Origin of the sequence: Streptomyces sp. NBC_01296, assembly GCF_035984415.1 — a bacterium.
Lineage (GTDB): Bacteria > Actinomycetota > Actinomycetes > Streptomycetales > Streptomycetaceae > Streptomyces.
Genome location: NZ_CP130720.1, coordinates 6,775,687 through 6,793,484, shown reverse-complemented (window position 1 = coordinate 6,793,484; position 17,798 = coordinate 6,775,687). Strand labels below are relative to the sequence as shown.

General features: G+C 72.7%; 15 protein-coding genes. 3 read left to right on the top strand and 12 right to left on the bottom strand.

The features are described from left to right. Positions 1–28: 28 nt before the first annotated feature. From cobA to OG299_RS30920, 7 genes are all read right to left on the bottom strand, one after another. Entirely contained in the window at positions 29–1,240 is a 1,212-nt protein-coding gene (gene cobA, locus OG299_RS30950; protein WP_266630944.1) for a uroporphyrinogen-III C-methyltransferase, read from the bottom strand. A gap of 302 nt (positions 1,241–1,542) precedes the next feature. Continuing rightward, positions 1,543–4,785, bottom strand: a complete 3,243-nt coding sequence (cobT, locus tag OG299_RS30945; RefSeq protein ID WP_327363240.1) for a nicotinate-nucleotide--dimethylbenzimidazole phosphoribosyltransferase — start codon at positions 4,783–4,785, stop codon at positions 1,543–1,545. Positions 4,786–5,061: 276 nt separating this feature from the next. After that, entirely contained in the window at positions 5,062–6,267 is a 1,206-nt protein-coding gene (cbiE, locus tag OG299_RS30940; protein WP_327363239.1) for a precorrin-6y C5,15-methyltransferase (decarboxylating) subunit CbiE, read from the bottom strand. 79 nt (positions 6,268–6,346) lie between these two features. Beyond that, positions 6,347–7,039 carry a GNAT family N-acetyltransferase gene (locus OG299_RS30935; RefSeq protein WP_266630938.1) on the bottom strand — a complete coding sequence of 231 codons (693 nt, stop codon included), beginning with the start codon at positions 7,037–7,039 and terminating at the stop codon, positions 6,347–6,349. 154 nt (positions 7,040–7,193) lie between these two features. After that, a complete protein-coding gene (locus OG299_RS30930) occupies positions 7,194–8,057 on the bottom strand; it encodes a MetQ/NlpA family ABC transporter substrate-binding protein (protein ID WP_327363238.1) in 864 nt (287 codons plus the stop codon). Positions 8,058–8,181: 124 nt separating this feature from the next. Continuing rightward, positions 8,182–8,850 (bottom strand): methionine ABC transporter permease, encoded by a 669-nt coding sequence (locus OG299_RS30925; RefSeq protein ID WP_266630934.1) that lies wholly within the window; start codon positions 8,848–8,850, stop codon positions 8,182–8,184. After that, positions 8,847–9,914: a methionine ABC transporter ATP-binding protein gene (locus tag OG299_RS30920; protein ID WP_266630932.1), complete on the bottom strand. Its 1,068-nt coding sequence runs from the start codon at positions 9,912–9,914 to the stop codon at positions 8,847–8,849. Before OG299_RS30920 ends, OG299_RS30925 begins: the two co-directional genes overlap by 4 nt. Before the next feature lie 584 nt (positions 9,915–10,498). Here OG299_RS30920 and OG299_RS30915 point away from each other — a divergent pair. Continuing rightward, positions 10,499–10,867: a hypothetical protein gene (locus tag OG299_RS30915; protein ID WP_327363237.1), complete on the top strand. Its 369-nt coding sequence runs from the start codon at positions 10,499–10,501 to the stop codon at positions 10,865–10,867. 7 nt (positions 10,868–10,874) lie between these two features. Beyond that, a complete protein-coding gene (locus OG299_RS30910) occupies positions 10,875–11,288 on the top strand; it encodes a hypothetical protein (RefSeq protein WP_327364631.1) in 414 nt (137 codons plus the stop codon). Between the two features lie 38 nt (positions 11,289–11,326). On the opposite strand, the gene OG299_RS30905 is transcribed toward OG299_RS30910, so the two are convergent. From OG299_RS30905 to OG299_RS30895, 3 genes are all read right to left on the bottom strand, one after another. After that, positions 11,327–11,833 (bottom strand): GNAT family N-acetyltransferase, encoded by a 507-nt coding sequence (locus tag OG299_RS30905; RefSeq protein ID WP_266630930.1) that lies wholly within the window; start codon positions 11,831–11,833, stop codon positions 11,327–11,329. A gap of 37 nt (positions 11,834–11,870) precedes the next feature. Then, positions 11,871–12,386 carry an RNA polymerase sigma factor gene (locus OG299_RS30900; RefSeq protein ID WP_266630929.1) on the bottom strand — a complete coding sequence of 172 codons (516 nt, stop codon included), beginning with the start codon at positions 12,384–12,386 and terminating at the stop codon, positions 11,871–11,873. Between the two features lie 139 nt (positions 12,387–12,525). Then, on the bottom strand, positions 12,526–13,758 hold the full coding sequence (locus OG299_RS30895) for a glycerophosphodiester phosphodiesterase (RefSeq protein ID WP_327363236.1): 1,233 nt from the start codon (positions 13,756–13,758) through the stop codon (positions 12,526–12,528). 301 nt (positions 13,759–14,059) lie between these two features. On the opposite strand from OG299_RS30895, the gene OG299_RS30890 reads away from it, so the two are divergent. After that, positions 14,060–14,689 carry a lysophospholipid acyltransferase family protein gene (locus tag OG299_RS30890; protein WP_266630927.1) on the top strand — a complete coding sequence of 210 codons (630 nt, stop codon included), beginning with the start codon at positions 14,060–14,062 and terminating at the stop codon, positions 14,687–14,689. A gap of 9 nt (positions 14,690–14,698) precedes the next feature. Here the strand turns inward: OG299_RS30890 and OG299_RS30885 are convergent, their stop codons facing one another. After that, positions 14,699–16,174, bottom strand: coding sequence for a membrane-associated oxidoreductase (locus OG299_RS30885; RefSeq protein WP_266630926.1), 1,476 nt, complete (start codon positions 16,172–16,174; stop codon positions 14,699–14,701). 73 nt (positions 16,175–16,247) lie between these two features. Beyond that, on the bottom strand, positions 16,248–17,795 hold the full coding sequence (locus tag OG299_RS30880) for an MFS transporter (protein WP_266633689.1): 1,548 nt from the start codon (positions 17,793–17,795) through the stop codon (positions 16,248–16,250). Positions 17,796–17,798 lie beyond the last annotated feature (3 nt).

The window sequence follows — 17,798 nt, the reverse complement described above, 5'->3', positions numbered from 1 at the left end:
GCCAACGGCCCTGCCGGGCGCGGGCGGTTCAGGCGGTCGGGGTACCGACGTTGACGACCTCGCCGATCACGATGACCGCGGGCGGACGGATCTCCTCCGCCCGTACGGTCTCGCCGACGGTGGCGAGGGTGGCGTCGACGCGGCGCTGGGTGGCGGTGGTGCCCTCCTGGACGACCGCGACCGGGGTGTCGGCGGAGCGGCCGTGCCGGACCAGGGCCTCGGCGATCAGGCCGATCTTGTCGACGCCCATCAGGATCACCAGGGTGCCGGTGAGCTTGGCGAGGGAGGCCCAGTCCACGAGGGAGCGCGGGTCGTCGGGGCCGACGTGGCCGCTGACCACGGTGAACTCGTGCGCCACGCCGCGGTGGGTGACCGGGATGCCGACGGCGCCCGGCACCGAGATGGAGCTGGAGATGCCGGGGACGACGGTGCAGGGGATGCCGGCCTCGGCGAGGGCCTGGAGCTCCTCCATGCCGCGGCCGAAGACGTACGGGTCCCCGCCCTTGAGCCGGACCACGGCCTTGCCGGCCTTGGCGTGCTCGATCAGCGCGTTGTTGATGGCCTCCTGGGCCATGAAGCGGCCGTACGGGATCTTCGCGGCGTCGATGACCTCGACGTGCGGCGGGAGTTCGTCGAGCAGGTCGCGGGGGCCGAGCCGGTCGGCGATGACGACATCGGCCTCGGCGAGGAGGCGGCGCCCGCGGACGGTGATCAGGTCGGGGTCGCCGGGGCCGCCGCCGACGAGGGAGACACCGGGGGTGCGGGTGCGGGCCGTGGCGAGGGAGCCGTCGCGCAGCCCCTCGACGACGGCGTCGCGGACGGCGGCGGAGCGGCGGGGGTCGTTGCCGCTCAGGACGGCGACGGTCACGCCCTCGACGCGGCCGGTGGCCGGGGTCCAGGCGGTGGCCGCCTCGGCGTCGTCCGCGCGCACGCACCAGACGCGGCGGCGCTCGGCCTCGGCGGAGGCCACGTCGTTGGCGGCCCGGTCCCGGGTCGCGATCAGCGCGTACCAGGCGCCGTCGAGGTCGCCGTCCTGGTAGCGGCGGCGCTCCCAGCGGATCTCACCGGTATCCGCCATGGCGTCCACGGAGGGCGTGGCGGAAGGGGAGATCAGCAGGACGTCGGCGCCGGCCGCGACGAGCGCGGGCAGCCGGCGCTGGGCGACCTGGCCGCCGCCGATGACGACGACGCGGCGGCCGGCGAGGCGGAGTCCTACGGGGTACGCGGGGTGTTCGGCCATAGCGGTGCGGCTCCTGATGCGGCGGTGTCTGCAGGCCGCTGCTGCGCTGGAGCGGCTTTCGGAGTGTGACGTGCGGTTTTGGTGTCCGGGTCCACGATACGACCCGGCACGTCCGCCGCTGCGCGGGGCCTTTTCCCCGCCCCGCCCCTTCCCGAAACCGGGGCCCGCGGCCCCGCGCGCGTGCGCTGCGCGCCCGCGCGCTCAGGGCCCCCGGCACGGCGAGGCGGGAGGGTCCGGGGGCGGAGCCCCCGGTTTCGGGAAGGGGCGGGGTGGCGGAAAGGACCCCGCGCAGCGGACCGTGGCTACTTCTCGGTGACGCCCGCCGAGTCGAACGTGGCCACCTCGTGCATCGCGCGGGCCGCGCTCTGGACCAGCGGGAGCGCCAGCAGGGCGCCCGTGCCCTCGCCCAGGCGGAGGTCCAGGTCGACCAGCGGGCGCAGGCCGAGCTTGTTCAGGGCCGCCACGTGCCCCGGCTCCGCACTGCGGTGGCCCGCGATGCAGGCCGAGAGGGACTCGGGGGCGATGGCCCGGGCCACCAGGGCTGCCGCGCCCGCGCTCACGCCGTCCAGGATGACCGGAGTGCGCAGGGACGCTCCGCCCAGGAGCAGGCCGACGATGGCCGCGTGCTCCAGGCCGCCGATGGCCGCCAGGACGCCGATCGGGTCCGCCGGGTCCGGCTGGTGGAGTTCCAGGGCGCGGCGTACGACCTCGACCTTGCGGGCGTGCGTCTCGTCGTTGATGCCCGTGCCGCGGCCCGTGACCTCCGCCGGGTCGACCCCGGTGAAGACCGAGATCAGGGCTGCGGAGACCGTCGTGTTCGCGATGCCCATCTCGCCGGACAGGAGGGCCTTGTTGCCTGCTGCGACGAGGTCGCGGGCCGTCTCGATGCCCACCTCGATGGCCGCGATCGCTTCCTCGCGGGTCATCGCCGGGCCCGTGGACAGGTCGGCCGTACCCGGGCGGACCTTGCGCGGGAGCAGGCCCGGGGTGGCGGGGAGGTCGCCCGCGACACCGACGTCGATGACGCACACCTCGGCGCCCACCTGGTTCGCGAACGCGTTGCAGACCGCGCCGCCGCCCAGGAAGTTGGCGACCATCTGCGTGGTGACCTCCTGGGGCCACGGGGTGACGCCCTGGGCGTGGACCCCGTGGTCGCCCGCGAAGATCGCGACCGCGGCCGGCTCGGGGATCGGCGGCGGGCAGACCCGGGAGAGGCCGCTGAGCTGGGCGGAGATGATTTCGAGCATGCCCAGGGCCCCGGCGGGCTTGGTCATGCGCTTCTGGCGCTCCCAGGCCTCGCCCAGCGCCTTCGCGTCGAGCGGGCGGATGCTGGCGACCGTCTCCGAGAGCAGGTCGTGCGGCTCCTCGCCGGGCAGCGCGCGGCGGCCGTACGTCTCCTCGTGCACGACCCAGGCCAGCGGCCGGCGCTGCGACCAGCCGGCCTGCGCGAGCTCCGGCTCCTCCGGGAACTCGTCGACGTAGCCGACGCACAGGTACGCGACGACCTCGAGGTGCTCCGGCAGGCCGAGTTCGCGGACCATCTCGCGCTCGTCGAAGAAGCTGACCCAGCCGACGCCGAGGCCCTCGGCGCGCGCGGCGAGCCAGAGGTTCTCGACGGCGAGGGCCGAGGAGTACGGGGCCATCTGCGGCTGGGTGTGCCGGCCGAGGGTGTGACGGCCGCCGCGGGTGGGGTCGGCGGTGACGACGATGTTCACCGGGGTGTCGAGGATGGCCTCGATCTTGAGCTGCTTGAACTGCTTCGCCCGGCCCTTGGGCAGCGACTTCGCGTAGGCCTCGCGCTGGCGCTGGGCGAGCTCGTGCATCGTCCGGCGGGTCTCGGCCGAGCGGATGACGACGAAGTCCCAGGGCTGGGAGTGGCCCACGCTGGGCGCGTGGTGCGCGGCCTCCAGGACGCGGAGCAGCACCTCGTGCGGGATCGGGTCGGTGCGGAAGCCGTTGCGGATGTCGCGGCGTTCGCGCATGACGCGCAGCACGGCCTCGCGCTCGGCGTCGGCGTATCCGGGGGCCGCTTCGCCGGCGGAGGGCTCCACGACGGGCTCGGGAGCGGCCTCTGCGACCTGCTCGGCCGCTGCTTCGGCCTCCGGCTCGGCAACCGGCGCGGGGGCGGTCTCGGGAGCGGCTTCGGGCTGCACCGCCACGGCCTCCGGCGCGATCTCCGGTACGGCTTCCAGCGCGGCGGGGGCGGCAGGGGCCTCGGGGACGACCGGCTCGACGGCGACGGGCTCGGCGACGACCGGCTCGACGACGGGCGCCTCGGCGGCGGGCTCGACGGCCTCGGGGGCCGGAACCACCGTTTCCGCAGGCAGGGCCTCCGGCTCCACCACGGCGGCCTCCGCCACCGGTACGTCCACCGGCGCGGCCTCGGCCACGACCGGCTCCGGCTCGACGGCCTGCGCCACCGGGGCCTGGGCGGGCTCCGCGGCGGCAGGCGCGGGCGCCTCGGCGACGGGCTCCGGCGCGGCCTCCACGACCGGCGCGGGCTCCGGCACGGCGACCGGCTGCGGCACGACGACCGGCTCCGGCTGAGCGGCTTCCGGGGCCTCGGGGACTTCGGCGGCCACGGGTGCCATGACGGGCTCGGGCGCCATGACCGGCTCGACGGCCATGACCGGCTCAGGAGCCATGACCGGCTCGGGGGCCACGGCCGGCTCGGCGGCCACCACGGGCTGCGGCACGGCCACGGGCTCGGCGGCGGCCACCACGGGCTCCGCAGCCGCCACGGGCGCCGGCTCCGCCGTCCACGGCTCGCCGGCCTGCGGCGGGGTCTCGCCCGGCTGCGGCGCGGCCGGTACGGCTGCGGCCTCGGGGCGCGGAACGTCGAGGTACTCGGGACCGACGGTCGGCGGCCCGGCCACCTGCACCGGAATCGGAGCCACCGGGGCGCTCACGGCAGCGGCGGCGACGGGCGCGACCGCTGCGACGGGCACCGCGGCGGCCAGGGGAGCCGCCGCCGGACCCCGGTCGGCCAGGGAGCGCACGACTCCGCCGGTGGCCTCGGGCACGGGCGGACCCATGTGCAGCGGCCGACGGGCGGGAGCGGCCGTGGCGACGGGCGCGGCCGGGGCCATCGGGGCGCCCGCCTGCGGCGGGACCATGAGGCCGCTGAGGTCGAGCGCGCCGGAGTCGCGGCCGCCGGCCTCGTGCGCACCCGCGCTGTACGAGGCGTCACCGTACAAGGGGTCGGGGAAGGCGGGCTGTGCGGGGAACGCGGGCTCCGCGTACGCGGCCGGCGCCTCGGGGTACTCGGCGTAGGGCGCGTCGCCGTAGGAGGTCTCGACGGGGAAGACGGGCGCCGGCGGGACGACCTGCGGGTCGCTCCACGCACCCTGGCCGCTCGGCATCAGCAGCAGTTCCTCGTCCTCCGGCTCGGCCGGGTTGTCCACGAGGTCCTGGAAGGCGTAGCCGCCCTGGACGGGAGCGGGGACGGGGCCCGGGATCTCGACCGGAGCGGGAATGCCCTGCTGATCCACCATGCCCGCGTTGTCCGGGAGACCCTCGCCCGGTACCTGGCCGGTGTCAGTCATGCGTACCCCTCGCCCATCGGTTGTGCCTCTTCGATCGCCCGGTCGCCCACGAGGCCGCCTGGCGGCGTTGCCGTGCGGGGTTGCCGTGCGATGCGTTTCGTCTCTCGCACGCCCTGCGCGGCAACCAGTAAGCATTGTCGCGCCCGTTAGCCACCACGGCAGCCATAACTGCCATGGTCCGCTGTGGACTGCGCCACGTCGCGCATCGGGCGGTGCCGTCACCCCCGGACACAGCAGGGCGGTACGACGATCGGCCAGCCTACCGCGGGCTCCGCGCTAGCGGTTCACGGGGCGTTCGGCTGCCAGGAGGAACACGACGGTACGGTCCTGTTCACCCCACGTACGGGTGTCCAGTCCCACGGACTGGAGGAGCGCGCACTCGACGGTGTAGCCGCCCTCGGTGAGCGCGCGGCCGATCGCCTCGGCCTCGTCGCGCGTGGAGGCGTGGCTGACGATCCGTTCGGGGCGGCGGTCGGCCACGGCCCGGGCGGCCTCCGCTCCCCCGCCGCCGATGCGGACGACGTCGGGTTCGGGCAGGTCTTCCAGTACGTGGGGTGCGCGGCCGGCGACGACCTGGAGCTGTACGCCCCGCTTGCGGGCGGCGGCAGTTGCGCGTTCGCAGGCGCGCGGGTCGGCGTCCACCGCGATGACGGCGGCGCCGAACGCGGCGGCTTCCACGGCGAAGGCGCCGGAGCCGGTGCCGATGTCCCAGACGAGGTCTCCGGTGCGCGGGCCGAGGCGGGCGAGCTGGGCGGCGCGCAGCTGGGCCGACTCGCCTTCCCCGGCGTCGGCCAGGGGGTGGGCCCAGCCGCGGGCGCCGCTCTGGGCGGGGCTCTGGCCGAGCAGCCATGCCGGTTCGGCGGTGGCGGAGGAGGAGGCCTGTCCGCCGATGACGATGACGACGTTGGGGTCGCGCCAGCTGTGGTCGGCGGCCCGGTCGGAGGTCAGGACGGTCACCTGTTCCTTGGCGGTGCCGAGCTCCTCGCAGATGACGAAGGTGCGGTGGACCCCGCCGAGCAGGAGGGCGAGTTCGGCGGGGCCGGCGCCGGGCGAGGTGAGGACGGCGACCTTGGCGTGCGCGCGGCAGACGTTGACGGCGCGGCGCAGGGTGCGCGGGTGGGCGACGACGACCTGGGCGTCGTCCCAGGGCATGCCGGCGCGGGCGAAGGCGGCGGCGACGGAGGACACGGCGGGGACGACCTCGACCTCGAGGCCGTGCTCCGGGGCGCGCAGGGTGCGTACGGCGCCGAAGAAGCCGGGGTCCCCGTCGGCGAAGACGACGGCGGTGCCGCGGTGGCCGGCGATGCGGCGGGCGGCGAGCCCGAGGCTGCCGAGCCGGATGCGTTCGGCGGCGGGCGGGACCTCGGGGAGTGCGAGGTGGTGTGCGGCGCCGGCCACGAGGGTGGCGGCGGAGAGCGCGGACCGGGCGGCCGCGGTCAGGGGCGAGCCGTCCCAGCCGATCACCGTGACCCGGTCGGCCATCGTCGTCAGTCTCCTGGGGTGGGGGCGGGCGAGGTTTCGTCGGCAGGGGCGGGCACGGTGAGACTACCTGGTCATCGGGTCAGCTCCAGTCGGCGCCGACGGCGTAGCCGCTCGCGCCCGCCTGTGCTCCGCGGCCGTATCCGTAGTCGTCGTGGCTGTTGTAGCCGTCGTAACCGTCCGGGTCCGCGATGTCGTCGATGTCCTCGGGGAGCAGGCTCCAGACGATGAGGTCGGTGCGGGTGTCCGCCCAGGTGCCGTCGGGGTTCTGGGTGCGCACTATCCCTGCGTTGCGCAGGACGCCTTCGCTGATGCAGCCGATCTTCTGGGCCACCTGCTGCGAGGCGGTGTTGTCGGCGGCGGTGCGCAGTTCGAGGCGTTCGAAGGCCTGGTCGCGGAAGAGCCACTGGACGACGGCGAGTACGGACTCGCTGGCGTAGCCCTCGCCGCGGGCCCAGGGGGCGGTGACGTAGCCGACCTCGGTGCTGCGGGTGCGCCAGTTGGTGTTCTGCAGGTGCACGATGCCGACGAGGCGCTGGGTGAGGAACTCGGTGACGGCGAGGACGATGCCCCTGCCCTCGGTGCGCTCCGCATGGGAGACCCGGGTGGCCCAGTCCTGGGCGTCGGCATGGGTGTAGGGGTGCGGTACGGAGGTCCAGGCGGTGACGTGCTCGTCGTTCATCATCTCGGCGAGCGCGGTGACGTCCTCCCCGTCGAAGGGGCGCAGCACCAGCCGGTCCGTGCTGATGGTGACGTCCGGGAAGGTGGTAGTCATGCGCAGCTCCATGCCGTTGCTGGACCGTTTGTGCGGGTCGTAGGCACAGCATGCAGCATCGACGGCGGGATGTGGCGGCCGGGTTGCCCGGAAGCGGGCAGCGCTCGGCCCCGCACACCCACCCGGGGCGTACGGGGCCGGACGGCTGGGACGATCAGGCCTTCGGGGCGCCGAAGGCGGGGACGACCGAGCCCTGGTACTTGTCCTCGATGAACTTCTTGACCTCGTCGGAGTTGAGGAGCTTCGCGAGCTTCTCGATCCGCGGGTCCTTCTCGTTGCCGGCCTTCACCGCGAGGAAGTTGGCGTACGGGTTGCCCTCTGCCTTCTCCAGGGCCAGCGCGTCCTTGGCGGGCGAGAGCTTGGACTCGAGGGCGTAGTTGCCGTTGATGACCGCGGCGTCCACGTCGTTCAGGGCGCGCGGGACCGTGGCGGCCTCCAGCTCCTTGAACTCCAGGCCCTTCTTGTCGGTGATGTCGGACAGCTTGGCGGCGGTGCCGACGCCTTCCTTGAGGGTGATCAGGTTGTTCGCGGCGAGCAGCTGGAGCGCGCGCCCCTCGTTGGTGGTGTCGTTGGGGACGGCGATGGTCTGGCCGGCCTTGATGTCCGTGAGGGCCTTGAGCTTCTTGGAGTAGAGGCCGAGGGGCTCCAGGTGCACGTTCACGACGGGCACGACGTGGGTGCCGTTCTTCTTGTTGAAGTCGTCGAGGTACGGCTTGTGCTGGAAGTAGTTGCCGTCGACCTGGCCCTGCTCGGTGGCGGTGTTGGGGAGCACGTAGTCCGTGAACTCCTTCACCTCCAGCTTGAGGCCCTCCTTGGCCGCGAGCTTGTCCTTGACGAAGTTCAGGATGTCGGCGTGCGGGCTCGGGGAGGCCGCGATGACGAGGGGCTTGCTCTCGTCGACCTTGCCGCCGTCGGCCTTGGCGGAGGACGGGTCCGAGGAGCTGCCGCAGGCGGTGAGGCCGAGGGCGAGCGCGGCGGAGGCGGCGGTGAGGGCGGTGACCTTGATGTTCTTACGCACGAAGAGTGCCTTTCATAGCGGTGCAAGTGCGCAGGTCGTGCGCGGTTCTTGCGGGTGGTGGCGGCCCAAGCACGACAAGTGCGGGCTTTGTGGGGTGGAGAAGTCTGGTGGCGGCCTGCGCCGGTCAGGCGGTCCGGCCGCGGCGGGCGAGGAGGCGGACCGCGCCGTCGCCGATCAGCTGGATCACCGTGACGATGGCGACCAGGACCACGACGGTGGCGAGCATGAAGCCGGTCTCGAAGCGCTGGAAGCCGTAGGTGATGGCCTTGGAGCCGAGTCCTTCGCCGCCGACCGCGCCGGCCATGGCCGAGTAGCCGATCAGGGTGATCAGGGTGGTGGTGACGGCGGCGACCAGCGAGGGCAGGGCCTGCGGGAGGAGCACCTTGCCGACGAGGGTGGGGACGCCGCCGCCCATGGACTCGACGGCCTCGATCAGGCCGTGGTCCACCTCGCGGACGGCCGTCTCGACGAGGCGGGCGAAGAAGGGGATGGCGCCGATGGCGAGCGGGACGATCATGGCGGTGGGGCCGATGAAGGTGCCGACGACGGCGGTGGTGACCGGGATCAGGGCGATCAGCAGGATGATGAACGGCAGCGAGCGGCCTATGTTCACGATCACGCCGAGGACCTTGTTGAGCGGCCGGTTCTGCAGGAGGCCCCCCTTGTCGGTGAGGACGAGCAGGATGCCGATGGGCAGTCCGCCGAGGACGGTCACCAGGGTGGACCAGAGCACCATGTAGAGGGTGTCGTACGTGCCCTGGGTGAGCAGGGGCTGCATCTCGGACCAGGTCACTGGGCACCATCCTTGACGAGCTGGGCGAGCTCGGCGTCGGCGTCTTCTGTGTTTTCGACGTCGTCGGTGACGACGTCGACCTGCAGGCCCTGCTCGCGCAGGAAGCCGACGGGCACCACGTTGTCCTCGTAGCGGCCGGGCAGTTCGATGCGCATGCGGCCGATCTGGCGGCCGGCGACGGTGTCCATCGCGGCGCCGAGGATCGAGATGTCGATGTTGTACGTCCGCGCCAGCTGGGAGATGACCGGCTGGGCCGCGGCGTCGCCGTGGAAGGTGACGTCGACGACCGTGCGGTCGGGGCCGGTGGCGGCGCCGCTGACGGGGAAGAGTTCGCCGGCGAGCTCGGAGCCGGGGGTGGCGAGCAGTTCGGCGACGGTGCCGGACTCGATGATCCGGCCGCGCTTCATCAGGGCGGCCGAGTCGCAGACGGTCTTGACGACGTCCATCTCGTGGGTGATGAGCAGGACGGTCAGGCCGAGCTGCTGGTTGAGGTCGCGCAGCAGCTGGAGGATCGAGCGGGTCGTCTCGGGGTCCAGGGCGCTGGTGGCCTCGTCGGAGAGCAGCACCTTGGGGTCGCCGGCCAGGGCGCGGGCGATGCCGACGCGCTGCTTCTGGCCGCCGGAGAGCTGGCCGGGGTAGGCCTTGGCCTTGTCGGCGAGGCCGACGAGGTCGAGGAGTTCGAGGGCCTTGCGCGAGCGCTCGCGGCCGGAGACGCCGAGGATCTCCAGGGGCAGTTCGATGTTGCCCTGCACGGTGCGCGAGGACAGCAGGTTGAAGTGCTGGAAGACCATGCCGATGCGGCTGCGGGCCTCGCGGAGCTCCTTGCCGGCGCGGCGGCCGCGGCCGGCCAGCGCCGTGAGGTCGACGCCGTCGACGCTCACGGTGCCGGTGGTGGGGCGCTCGAGCAGGTTCACGCAGCGGATCAGGGAGGACTTTCCGGCGCCGCTCTGGCCGATGACTCCGTAGACCTCGCCCTCGCGGACGTGGAGATCGACGCCGTCCAGGGCGGTGACCTCGCGGCCACGGGACTGGTAGACCTTCGTGAGGCCCGATGTGGTGATCACAGGAATTCCGTCGCTGTCGAGTGCACGGCGCAAGCGGGTGCCGGGCACGGGGCAAACATCTGGGGACGCGATACGGGTCAGATCATCAGAAAATGACGCTGACGGCGCGTGCGCGGGGCAGGAGCGATCCGGTGCTGCTTCGGGGCGGCGGTACGGACGGGCTCGGCCGGTCTCGCTTCGGGGCGCGAGACTGCAAGGAGAGGGGCCCTCAGAAGGCGCACATTCGACACATACAACGAGCACCGGGCGTCATCGTCGCCTCGGTCGCAAGGGTGCGGCTGCTCGTCGTGGTCATGGGCCCCAGTAAAGCAGACCTCTCCCTTCACCGATCAACGATGTCCGCATAGCGGACGAAATCCGATCGCATTCCGGACAGCACCCGTCACGGCCGGTCATCCGCGACCAAGGCCCTGACGTCGGGCTGACCTGCGCGGACACGGCCCGGGAAGCCCGTGCGCGGCGGTGCCCGCGGGGCGGGGCGGGAGCCTGCGCTGTGGCCAAGGCCACGACGTACCGGTGCCGCGGCCGCGCCCGCCCGCAGGGGCGGGCGCGGCCGGTCCGGCGGCCCGTAATACCCTCGCTGCATGCTCGACGCCCTGACCGTCGCCCTCGGCGCGGCCGCACTCGCCCTCGCCGCCTGGTGCGGATACGCCGCCCTGCGGGACCAGCCGACCAAGGACTGGCACTTCATCGGCATGGGCGTGGTGACCCTGCTGGCCCTGGCCCAGCTGGTGGTCGGCGTGGTGAAGCTGGCGCAGGGCGGCAAGCCCGACGAGGGCACGGTGATCTTCGTGGCCTACCTGGTGGGCGCCCTCGCGGCGGTCCCGGCCGCCGGACTGCTGTCGCTGAGCGAGCGGACCAAGTGGGGCTCGGTGACGGTGGCCGCGGGCGCGCTCGTCCTCGCCGTGCTCGAAGTACGCCTCTATGACATTTGGGGAACCCCCGGTGCCTGACACGCAGATGGACGACACGGCCGCCACCCCCGCCGAGCGGGGGCGGCTGGTCTCCGGGCCCGGGCTGCTGCTGGTCTGGCTCTACGGGGTGATCACGGTCGGCGCGGTCTCGCGCTCGATCTACCAGATCTCCACCGAGTTCGACCGGGCCCCGCTGCCCTACACCCTGACCGGCCTGGCCGCACTCGTCTACTGCTTCATCACGTACTCACTGGTGCGCGGCGGGGAGACGGCTCGCAGGGCGGCGCGCGCGTGCTGCGCCGCCGAGCTGGCCGGGGTCCTGGTCGTGGGCACCTGGACCCTGGTACGGCCCGAGTCCTTCCCCGACTCGACGGTGTGGTCGCAGTTCGGGATGGGCTACCTGTTCATCCCGGTGATCCTGCCGATCACCGGGATGCTCTGGCTGCGCGCCAAGCGCTGAGCGCTGGGCCCTCGGCCCTGGGTGTCCGACGTCGAGCGTCAGGCGCTGACCGCGAAGTCGGCCGCGTCGGTGGCCTCCTTCTCCAGGATCACCAGGCGTACGCCGTCGGAAGCCGTACGGCCGCCGACCTGTACGTAGCCGGCCTTGCGGTAGAGCCGCAGGTTGGACTCGCTCTTGTGCCCGGTGTGCAGGCGGAAGCGGGTGGTGTCGCCGTGGCCCGCGAGGGCTTCCTCGACGGCGCGCAGCAGCCGGGCGCCGAGCCCGTGGCCCTGCAGGCGCGGGTGGACGCACAGCTTGGCGATCTTGCCGGTGCCGTCCTCGTCGACCTTGCCGCGCACGGTGCCGACCACTTCGTCGCCGAGCCGGGCCACCAGTACCGTGTCCGCCTCCAGCTCCGCCTTGAGGGAGTCCAGGGTCTGGGTGAGCGGCTGGATGCGGTAGTTGCCGTACAGCTCGGCCTCGCGCTGGAACGCCAGGTACTGCAGTTTGAGGATCTGCTCAGTGTCCTCGGCAGCTGCCGCCGAAATGGTCACGCTCATGCCCATGTGCGCATGCCTCCCGCTCACCTGGTAGCCCATTGGTCTACCGCTCCCTTCCCCGAAGGCGAGGAGCCGCAACCTCTGACGCCAGCATTCTGCGCAGACATCCCAGGCATCGGGAACGGACGGGTCCCAAACTTCCTTGTGAGATACCCAACTCTCCTGCGATTTCACGGTAGGTGAGGTCTCTGGGCGAAAGAAGTGCCCTCATGAGCTCCGGACACCGTCCGGGCAGCCGGGCGACCGCCGACCGCAGGGCGCGGTTCTCCTCCCCGTGCAGCAGGGCGTCTTCGGGTTCGGCGCCCGCGCTCCCGGGCCGGCCGCCGTACGGGATCTCGCGGCGGGCGCGGCGCCGGGCGAGGCGGGCTTCGGCACGCACCGCCCGGCGCAGCCAGCGCGCCGGTTCGGCGGGGGCGGGGTCGTGTTCCAGCAGCCTGACCCAGACGGCTTGTTCCAGGTCGGCCGCTTCCACGCCGGTGCCCGGGGCTTCCGCGGCCGCCTCGGCGGAGAGCAGCGGGCCCAGTTCCTTCAGGAGTTCGGAGTCCTTCAGCAGGTCCATGCCGGGCGGGACGCACGGGCCGTGCCCGGCGGTTTCCCCGCCCGGCACAGCTCACCCGTACGTGATGTTCCGCTTGTCTGTTGACGCGCGGCGGACCGGCGTTGTCCGAAGGGCGCCCCGAGACGACCCGGGACGACCCCTAGCGACCGCGGCCCGGGCGGAAGGCCTCCGCCGCGAGCAGTCCGGTGTCCGCGTTGTCCGTGAAGATGCCGTCGATGCCCTGCTCGAAGTACGTCTTGAAGGCGCCGAAGGCGTCCCCGTAGGCGGCCGGGTCGGTGCCCTTGCGGTACTCGGCCGGCAGGAAGCTGTTCTCGTTGCGCGCGGTGTAGGGGTGCAGCACGAGCCCGCGGGCGTGGGCGTCCTTGACCAGCGTGGTCGGGGTCCCGAGCTTCCCGGCCGCGTCGCGCGGGAGGATGAGGTCCATGGTCGGGCCGATGCCCTGGGCGAATCCGGCGATCCACCTCAGGCCCTCGGGCTTGACCAGGTCCGTCACCGTCCGCGGGTCCTTGGCCTGCTCGAAGTCCCAGGGCCGGGTGCCCGCCGCGGACAGCAGGACCACGCGCGGGGCGGAGACCAGCTTGGAGAGCCGCTGGATGCTGGAGGGCTCGAAGGACTGGAGGAAGAGCGGTGCGTTCCGGCCGTCGCGGCCGTAGCGGCGCAGCAGCTTGGCGAGGGGCTCCTCGAGACCCAGGCCCAGGGACCGGAAGTACGTGGGGTGCTTGGTCTCGACGTGCAGCCAGATGCGCTTGCCGCGCCGCTTGCCCTCGCGGTCGGCCCAGCGCAGCACCTCTTCGAAGGTGGGCACGTCCCACCGGCCGTCGTAGAGCGTGTTGCGCTGGCGGACGGCGGGGATGCGTTCCTTCGCCCGCAGGGTCTTCAGCTCGGCGAGGGTGAAGTCCTCGGTGAACCAGCCCGTGACCGCGACCCCGTCGATCGACTTGGTCGTACGGCGGGAGGCGAACTCGGGGTGGTCGGCGACATCGGTGGTGCCGCCGATCTCGTTCTCGTGGCGGCACACCAGGTGGCCGTCCTTCGTGGGCACCAGGTCCTGCTCGACGACGTCCGCGCCCAGGTCGAGGGCGAGCTGGTACGACCCGAGGGTGTGCTCGGGCCGGTAGCCGCAGGCCCCGCGGTGGCCGATGACCAGCGGGACGGGGAGGTCCCGGTAGTCGCCGCCGTGGCGCGCGTCGGCCGCGAAGGCCGCCTCCGCCGAGTCCGCCGAGTCCGCGGCCTGAGCCGCCTGGCTGGTCCGTGCCGTCTGCACCGTCTGCGCCGCCGAGGCGGATCCCGCCGAGAGTCCGGCCATGCCGCCGCCCGCCGCCAGGACGGCCGCCCCCAGGACCGTGCGCCGTGCTGCCCCACCCTGCGTCATGAGTGCCACTCCTGTCGTATGGAAGGGCCGGCGGCACCCGGGGTCTCCGGGTTCCTGCGGCCCGATTCGGCGTGGCGATCGTAGGCAGCAGCCGGTGGCGCGGGGGTGGGCCCGCGGGGAACATGGCGGAAACGTGCGTCAACACTGTGTATCCACCTCGTGAACCCGATGTGCACTCGGAGCTGACCCACGAGTATCGTCCTCACCTGCACTACCGCCGTGTGGTGCGAAACCGCTTTTCGATGCCGGAGGGCTCACGTTGTTCCGTACATCGCTCATCAAAGCCACTGTCGGACCGGTCATGCGCATGATGTTCCGCACCCGCGTGGAGGGCATCGAGAACATTCCGGGCACCGGGCCGGTGATCCTGGCGGGCAACCACCTCACCTTCATCGACTCCATGATCCTTCCGCTGGTGTGCGACCGCACGGTCCACTTCATCGGCAAGGACGAGTACGTGACGGGCAAGGGCATCAAGGGCCGCGCCATGGCCTGGTTCTTCACCGGCGCCGGCATGATCCCGGTCGACCGTGACGGCGCGAACGGCGGCGTCGCCGCCCTGATGACCGGCCGCCGGATCCTCGAGGAGGGCAAGATCTTCGGGATCTACCCCGAGGGCACCCGCTCCCCCGACGGCCGCCTCTACCGCGGCCGCACCGGCATCGCCCGCCTGACCCTGATGACCGGCGCCCCGGTGGTCCCCTTCGCGATGATCGGCACCGACAAGCTCCAGCCGGGCGGCGCGGGCATGCCGCGCCCGGGCCGGGTCACCGTTCGCTTCGGCGAGCCGATGGAGTTCTCCCGTTACGAGGGCATGGACCGCGACCGCTACGTGCTGCGCGCCGTCACCGACTCGGTGATGGCGGAGGTCATGCGGCTCTCGGGCCAGGAGTACGTGGACATGTACGCCACCAAGGCGAAGGCGGCCTGACCCTCCCGGCTACTGCCGCTGAAGTGACCGGCTGACGCCCGCCGCGGTCGTCGTGGCGAGGATCCAGCCGGTCACGATCAGCACGTACGACAACCACTGGTACCAGCCGCTCGGCGCGTACGCGGACTCCTGGCCGAAGCCGATGATCGGCAGCATCAGGTCGATCGTGTAGAACACGGCGTTGAAGTCGGGCGCCTCCCCCGCCTTCAGCGGCCGGGGCGCGTGCAGGCTGTATGCGATCGAGCCCACGAGCAGCAGCGCCAGCAGCCAGCCCGCGGCGCGCAGCGGCCGGAAGCCGTAACCGACGGTGGCGTCCTGGAGCAGCCCCCAGAGCCTGGCGTGCCGGGGCAGGGTGCGTCGGTGCTCGCGCAGCTTGGCGAGCTGCACGGTGCGGGCGCCCGCCTCGTCCCCGGCCGTACGGTAGGCGGCGGCGAGCTGCTCGTAGGCGTACGGGAGGTACCCGGACTCCTCGCGCTCCAGCGCGGGCAGCCGCCGCTCGGGCGGCAGGTGCGGGGCGAGGGTGCGGTAGGTCAGGCCGTCGATGGCGATCCGCTCGGGCCAGGTGTCCGGATCGATGTGCAGCAGTTCGAAGGTGGAGCGCCGCAGGTTCACCTCGCCCTGGATCGGGGGGCACCGGCGCAGCCACATCTCGCCTATGGCGCAGCTGGAGGCGCGCAGGGCGGTCCCGCCGGGCTTGCCGAGGTCGGCACGGGTGAAGTTCGCCTGGCCGGGTATGCGGGAGCCGGTGAGGTTGACCGTGCCGCGGGCTTGCAGCCGGTGCGCGCGCAGGTCGGTGCCGACGCTCAGCGTCTCGGCGTGGAGGGCGATGCCGCCGGGGGCGAGCAGGCGGGCGCCGTCGAGCTGGACCTGTCCGCCCACGATGGCACCGTTGAGTCGCAGTTGGCCGTGCACCGTCAGGTCGTTGGCGATGATGTCGGTGCCGACCTCGGCGTGGTTGAGCTGGAGCGCCGCCTCGCTCGCCTCCTCGTCGGGGACCGGCCCGATCACGGCTCCCTGGAGGAAGAGCCCTCCGGAGATCCTGGCGCCTTGGAGGCGTACGGGGCCGGTGATCCGGCAGCAGGAGAGCCGCAGGACCAGATCCACGCGCACGTTGGCGGCGGTCATGCCCGGCAGCGTCGAGTAGCCGAGGACGAGTGCCTTCAGCTGGGCGCCGTACAGGAGGGGTTTGCGCTCGAACCAGCAGTCCCGCAGCCGGATGGCGTGGTCGACGACCGCGTACCTGAGGTCGAGTTTGCCTACGATCCTGGCCCCTTTGAGCTTGATCCCGGCGACCTGCCCCTCCTCCGCGCGGCCGGCGCCGAGCAGCAGGGCGCGCAGCACCTCGGCCCGGACGGTGCGCTCAGGCCCCCATCCGGCCCCGTCCACGGAGCTGTCCTCGGGGTGCTCCCGGAAGTCGACGCCGTCGCCGCGCGGGAAGGCGTCCCATACGCGGCGCTCCGCCGGGGTCAGCTCGTTGATCTCCATCGCGGGGATGGTGTCCTGCGCGTCAACGGACTGTCAACTCTGCGCAGGGCACCACCCCTTGGGGGGCGGGCGATCAGTGCCCGACGCCGTCCTGGAGCTTCTGCCCCTTGAGCAGGAACCAGGCCGCCACCGCGGTGGCCAGCAGCACGGCCGCGCCCACGCCGGAGGCGAACCGCAGGCCGTCCACGAAGGCCTCCTGGGCCGCGGCGACCATGGTCTGCGCGGTCGCGGGGTCCACGGCCTTGGCGGCCTCGACGGCGCCGCCCAGCGATGCGTGCGCGGCGTCGGCGACCGGCCCGGGGACCGAGGCCGGGGCGGTGAACCCCTGGTAGACGCCCGTGACGATGGAGCCGAGCAGGGCGATGCCGAGGGCAGCGCCGAGTTCGTACGCGGTCTCGGAGACGGCCGAGGCCGAACCCGCCTGCTCCTTGGGGACGCTGGAGAGGATCACGTCGGCGGTGACGGTGAAGGAGAAGCCGGCGCCGAGGCCGACGACCAGCAGGGCCGCGCCGAGCAGCGGGTAGCCGCTCTCCTTGTGGATCAGGGTGAGCGCGCCGAGCGCGAGTCCGATGGCCGCGAGGCCGCCGGTCACGATCGAGCGTACCGAGTACCGGCGGGCGTACCGGCCTGCGATCAGGCCGGTGACCACCGCGCCGATGGCGGCGGGCAGTTCGGCCAGGCCCGCCTCCAGGGGGTCGCGGCCCTGGACGAGCTGGAGGAACTGGGAGAGGAAGAAGACGAGGCCGGAGAGGCCGAAGACGGTCAGCAGGTCGGCCAGGACCGCACCGGAGAAGCCGCGGTGCCGGAAGAGCCGCATGTCGAGGAGCGGCGACGGCAGGCTGAACTGGCGGCGGACGAAGGCGTACAGGCACGCGGCGCCGATGACGGCGGCGGCCCCGACGCCCCGGGTGACGCCGTGGGTGGCGACTTCCTTGACGGCGTAGACGACGGCGATGACGCCGACGAGGGAGAGGGCGACGCTGACCAGGTCCCAGGGTCCGGCGACCGGGTTCTTGGACTCGGGCAGCAGCTTGATGCCGACGAGGACCAGGGCGATCATCACGGGCAGGTTGATGAGGAAGACCGAGCCCCACCAGAAGTGCTGGAGCAGGGCACCGCCGACGACGGGCCCGATGGCCGCGCCGGCGGAGGCGGTGGCGCCCCAGATGCCGATGGCGAGGCTGCGCTCCTTGGCGTCGTGGAAGATGTTCCGGATCAGCGCGAGGGTGGACGGCATCAGCGTCGCGCCGGCCACGCCGAGCAGGGCCCGGGCCACGATCATCATCTCGGGGCTGGTGGCGTAGGCGTTGAGGACGGAGACGGCGCCGAAGGCGGTCGCGCCGACCAGGAGCAGCTTCTTGCGGCCTATGCGGTCGCCGAGGGAGCCCATGGAGACGAGCAGGCCGGCGATCACGAACGAGTAGATGTCGCCGATCCACAGCAGCTGGGTGCCGGACGGCTTGAGGTCCTCGCTGAGCGAGGGCGTGGCGAGACCGAGTACGGTGGCGTCCACCGCGACCAGCAGAACGGCCAGGACGAGCACGCAGAGCGCCAGCCAGCGCCCCCTGCTCTCCCGGCCCGTGATCGCCTCCGTCCCCTTCTCCTGGGTCAGCTGCTCCATGCG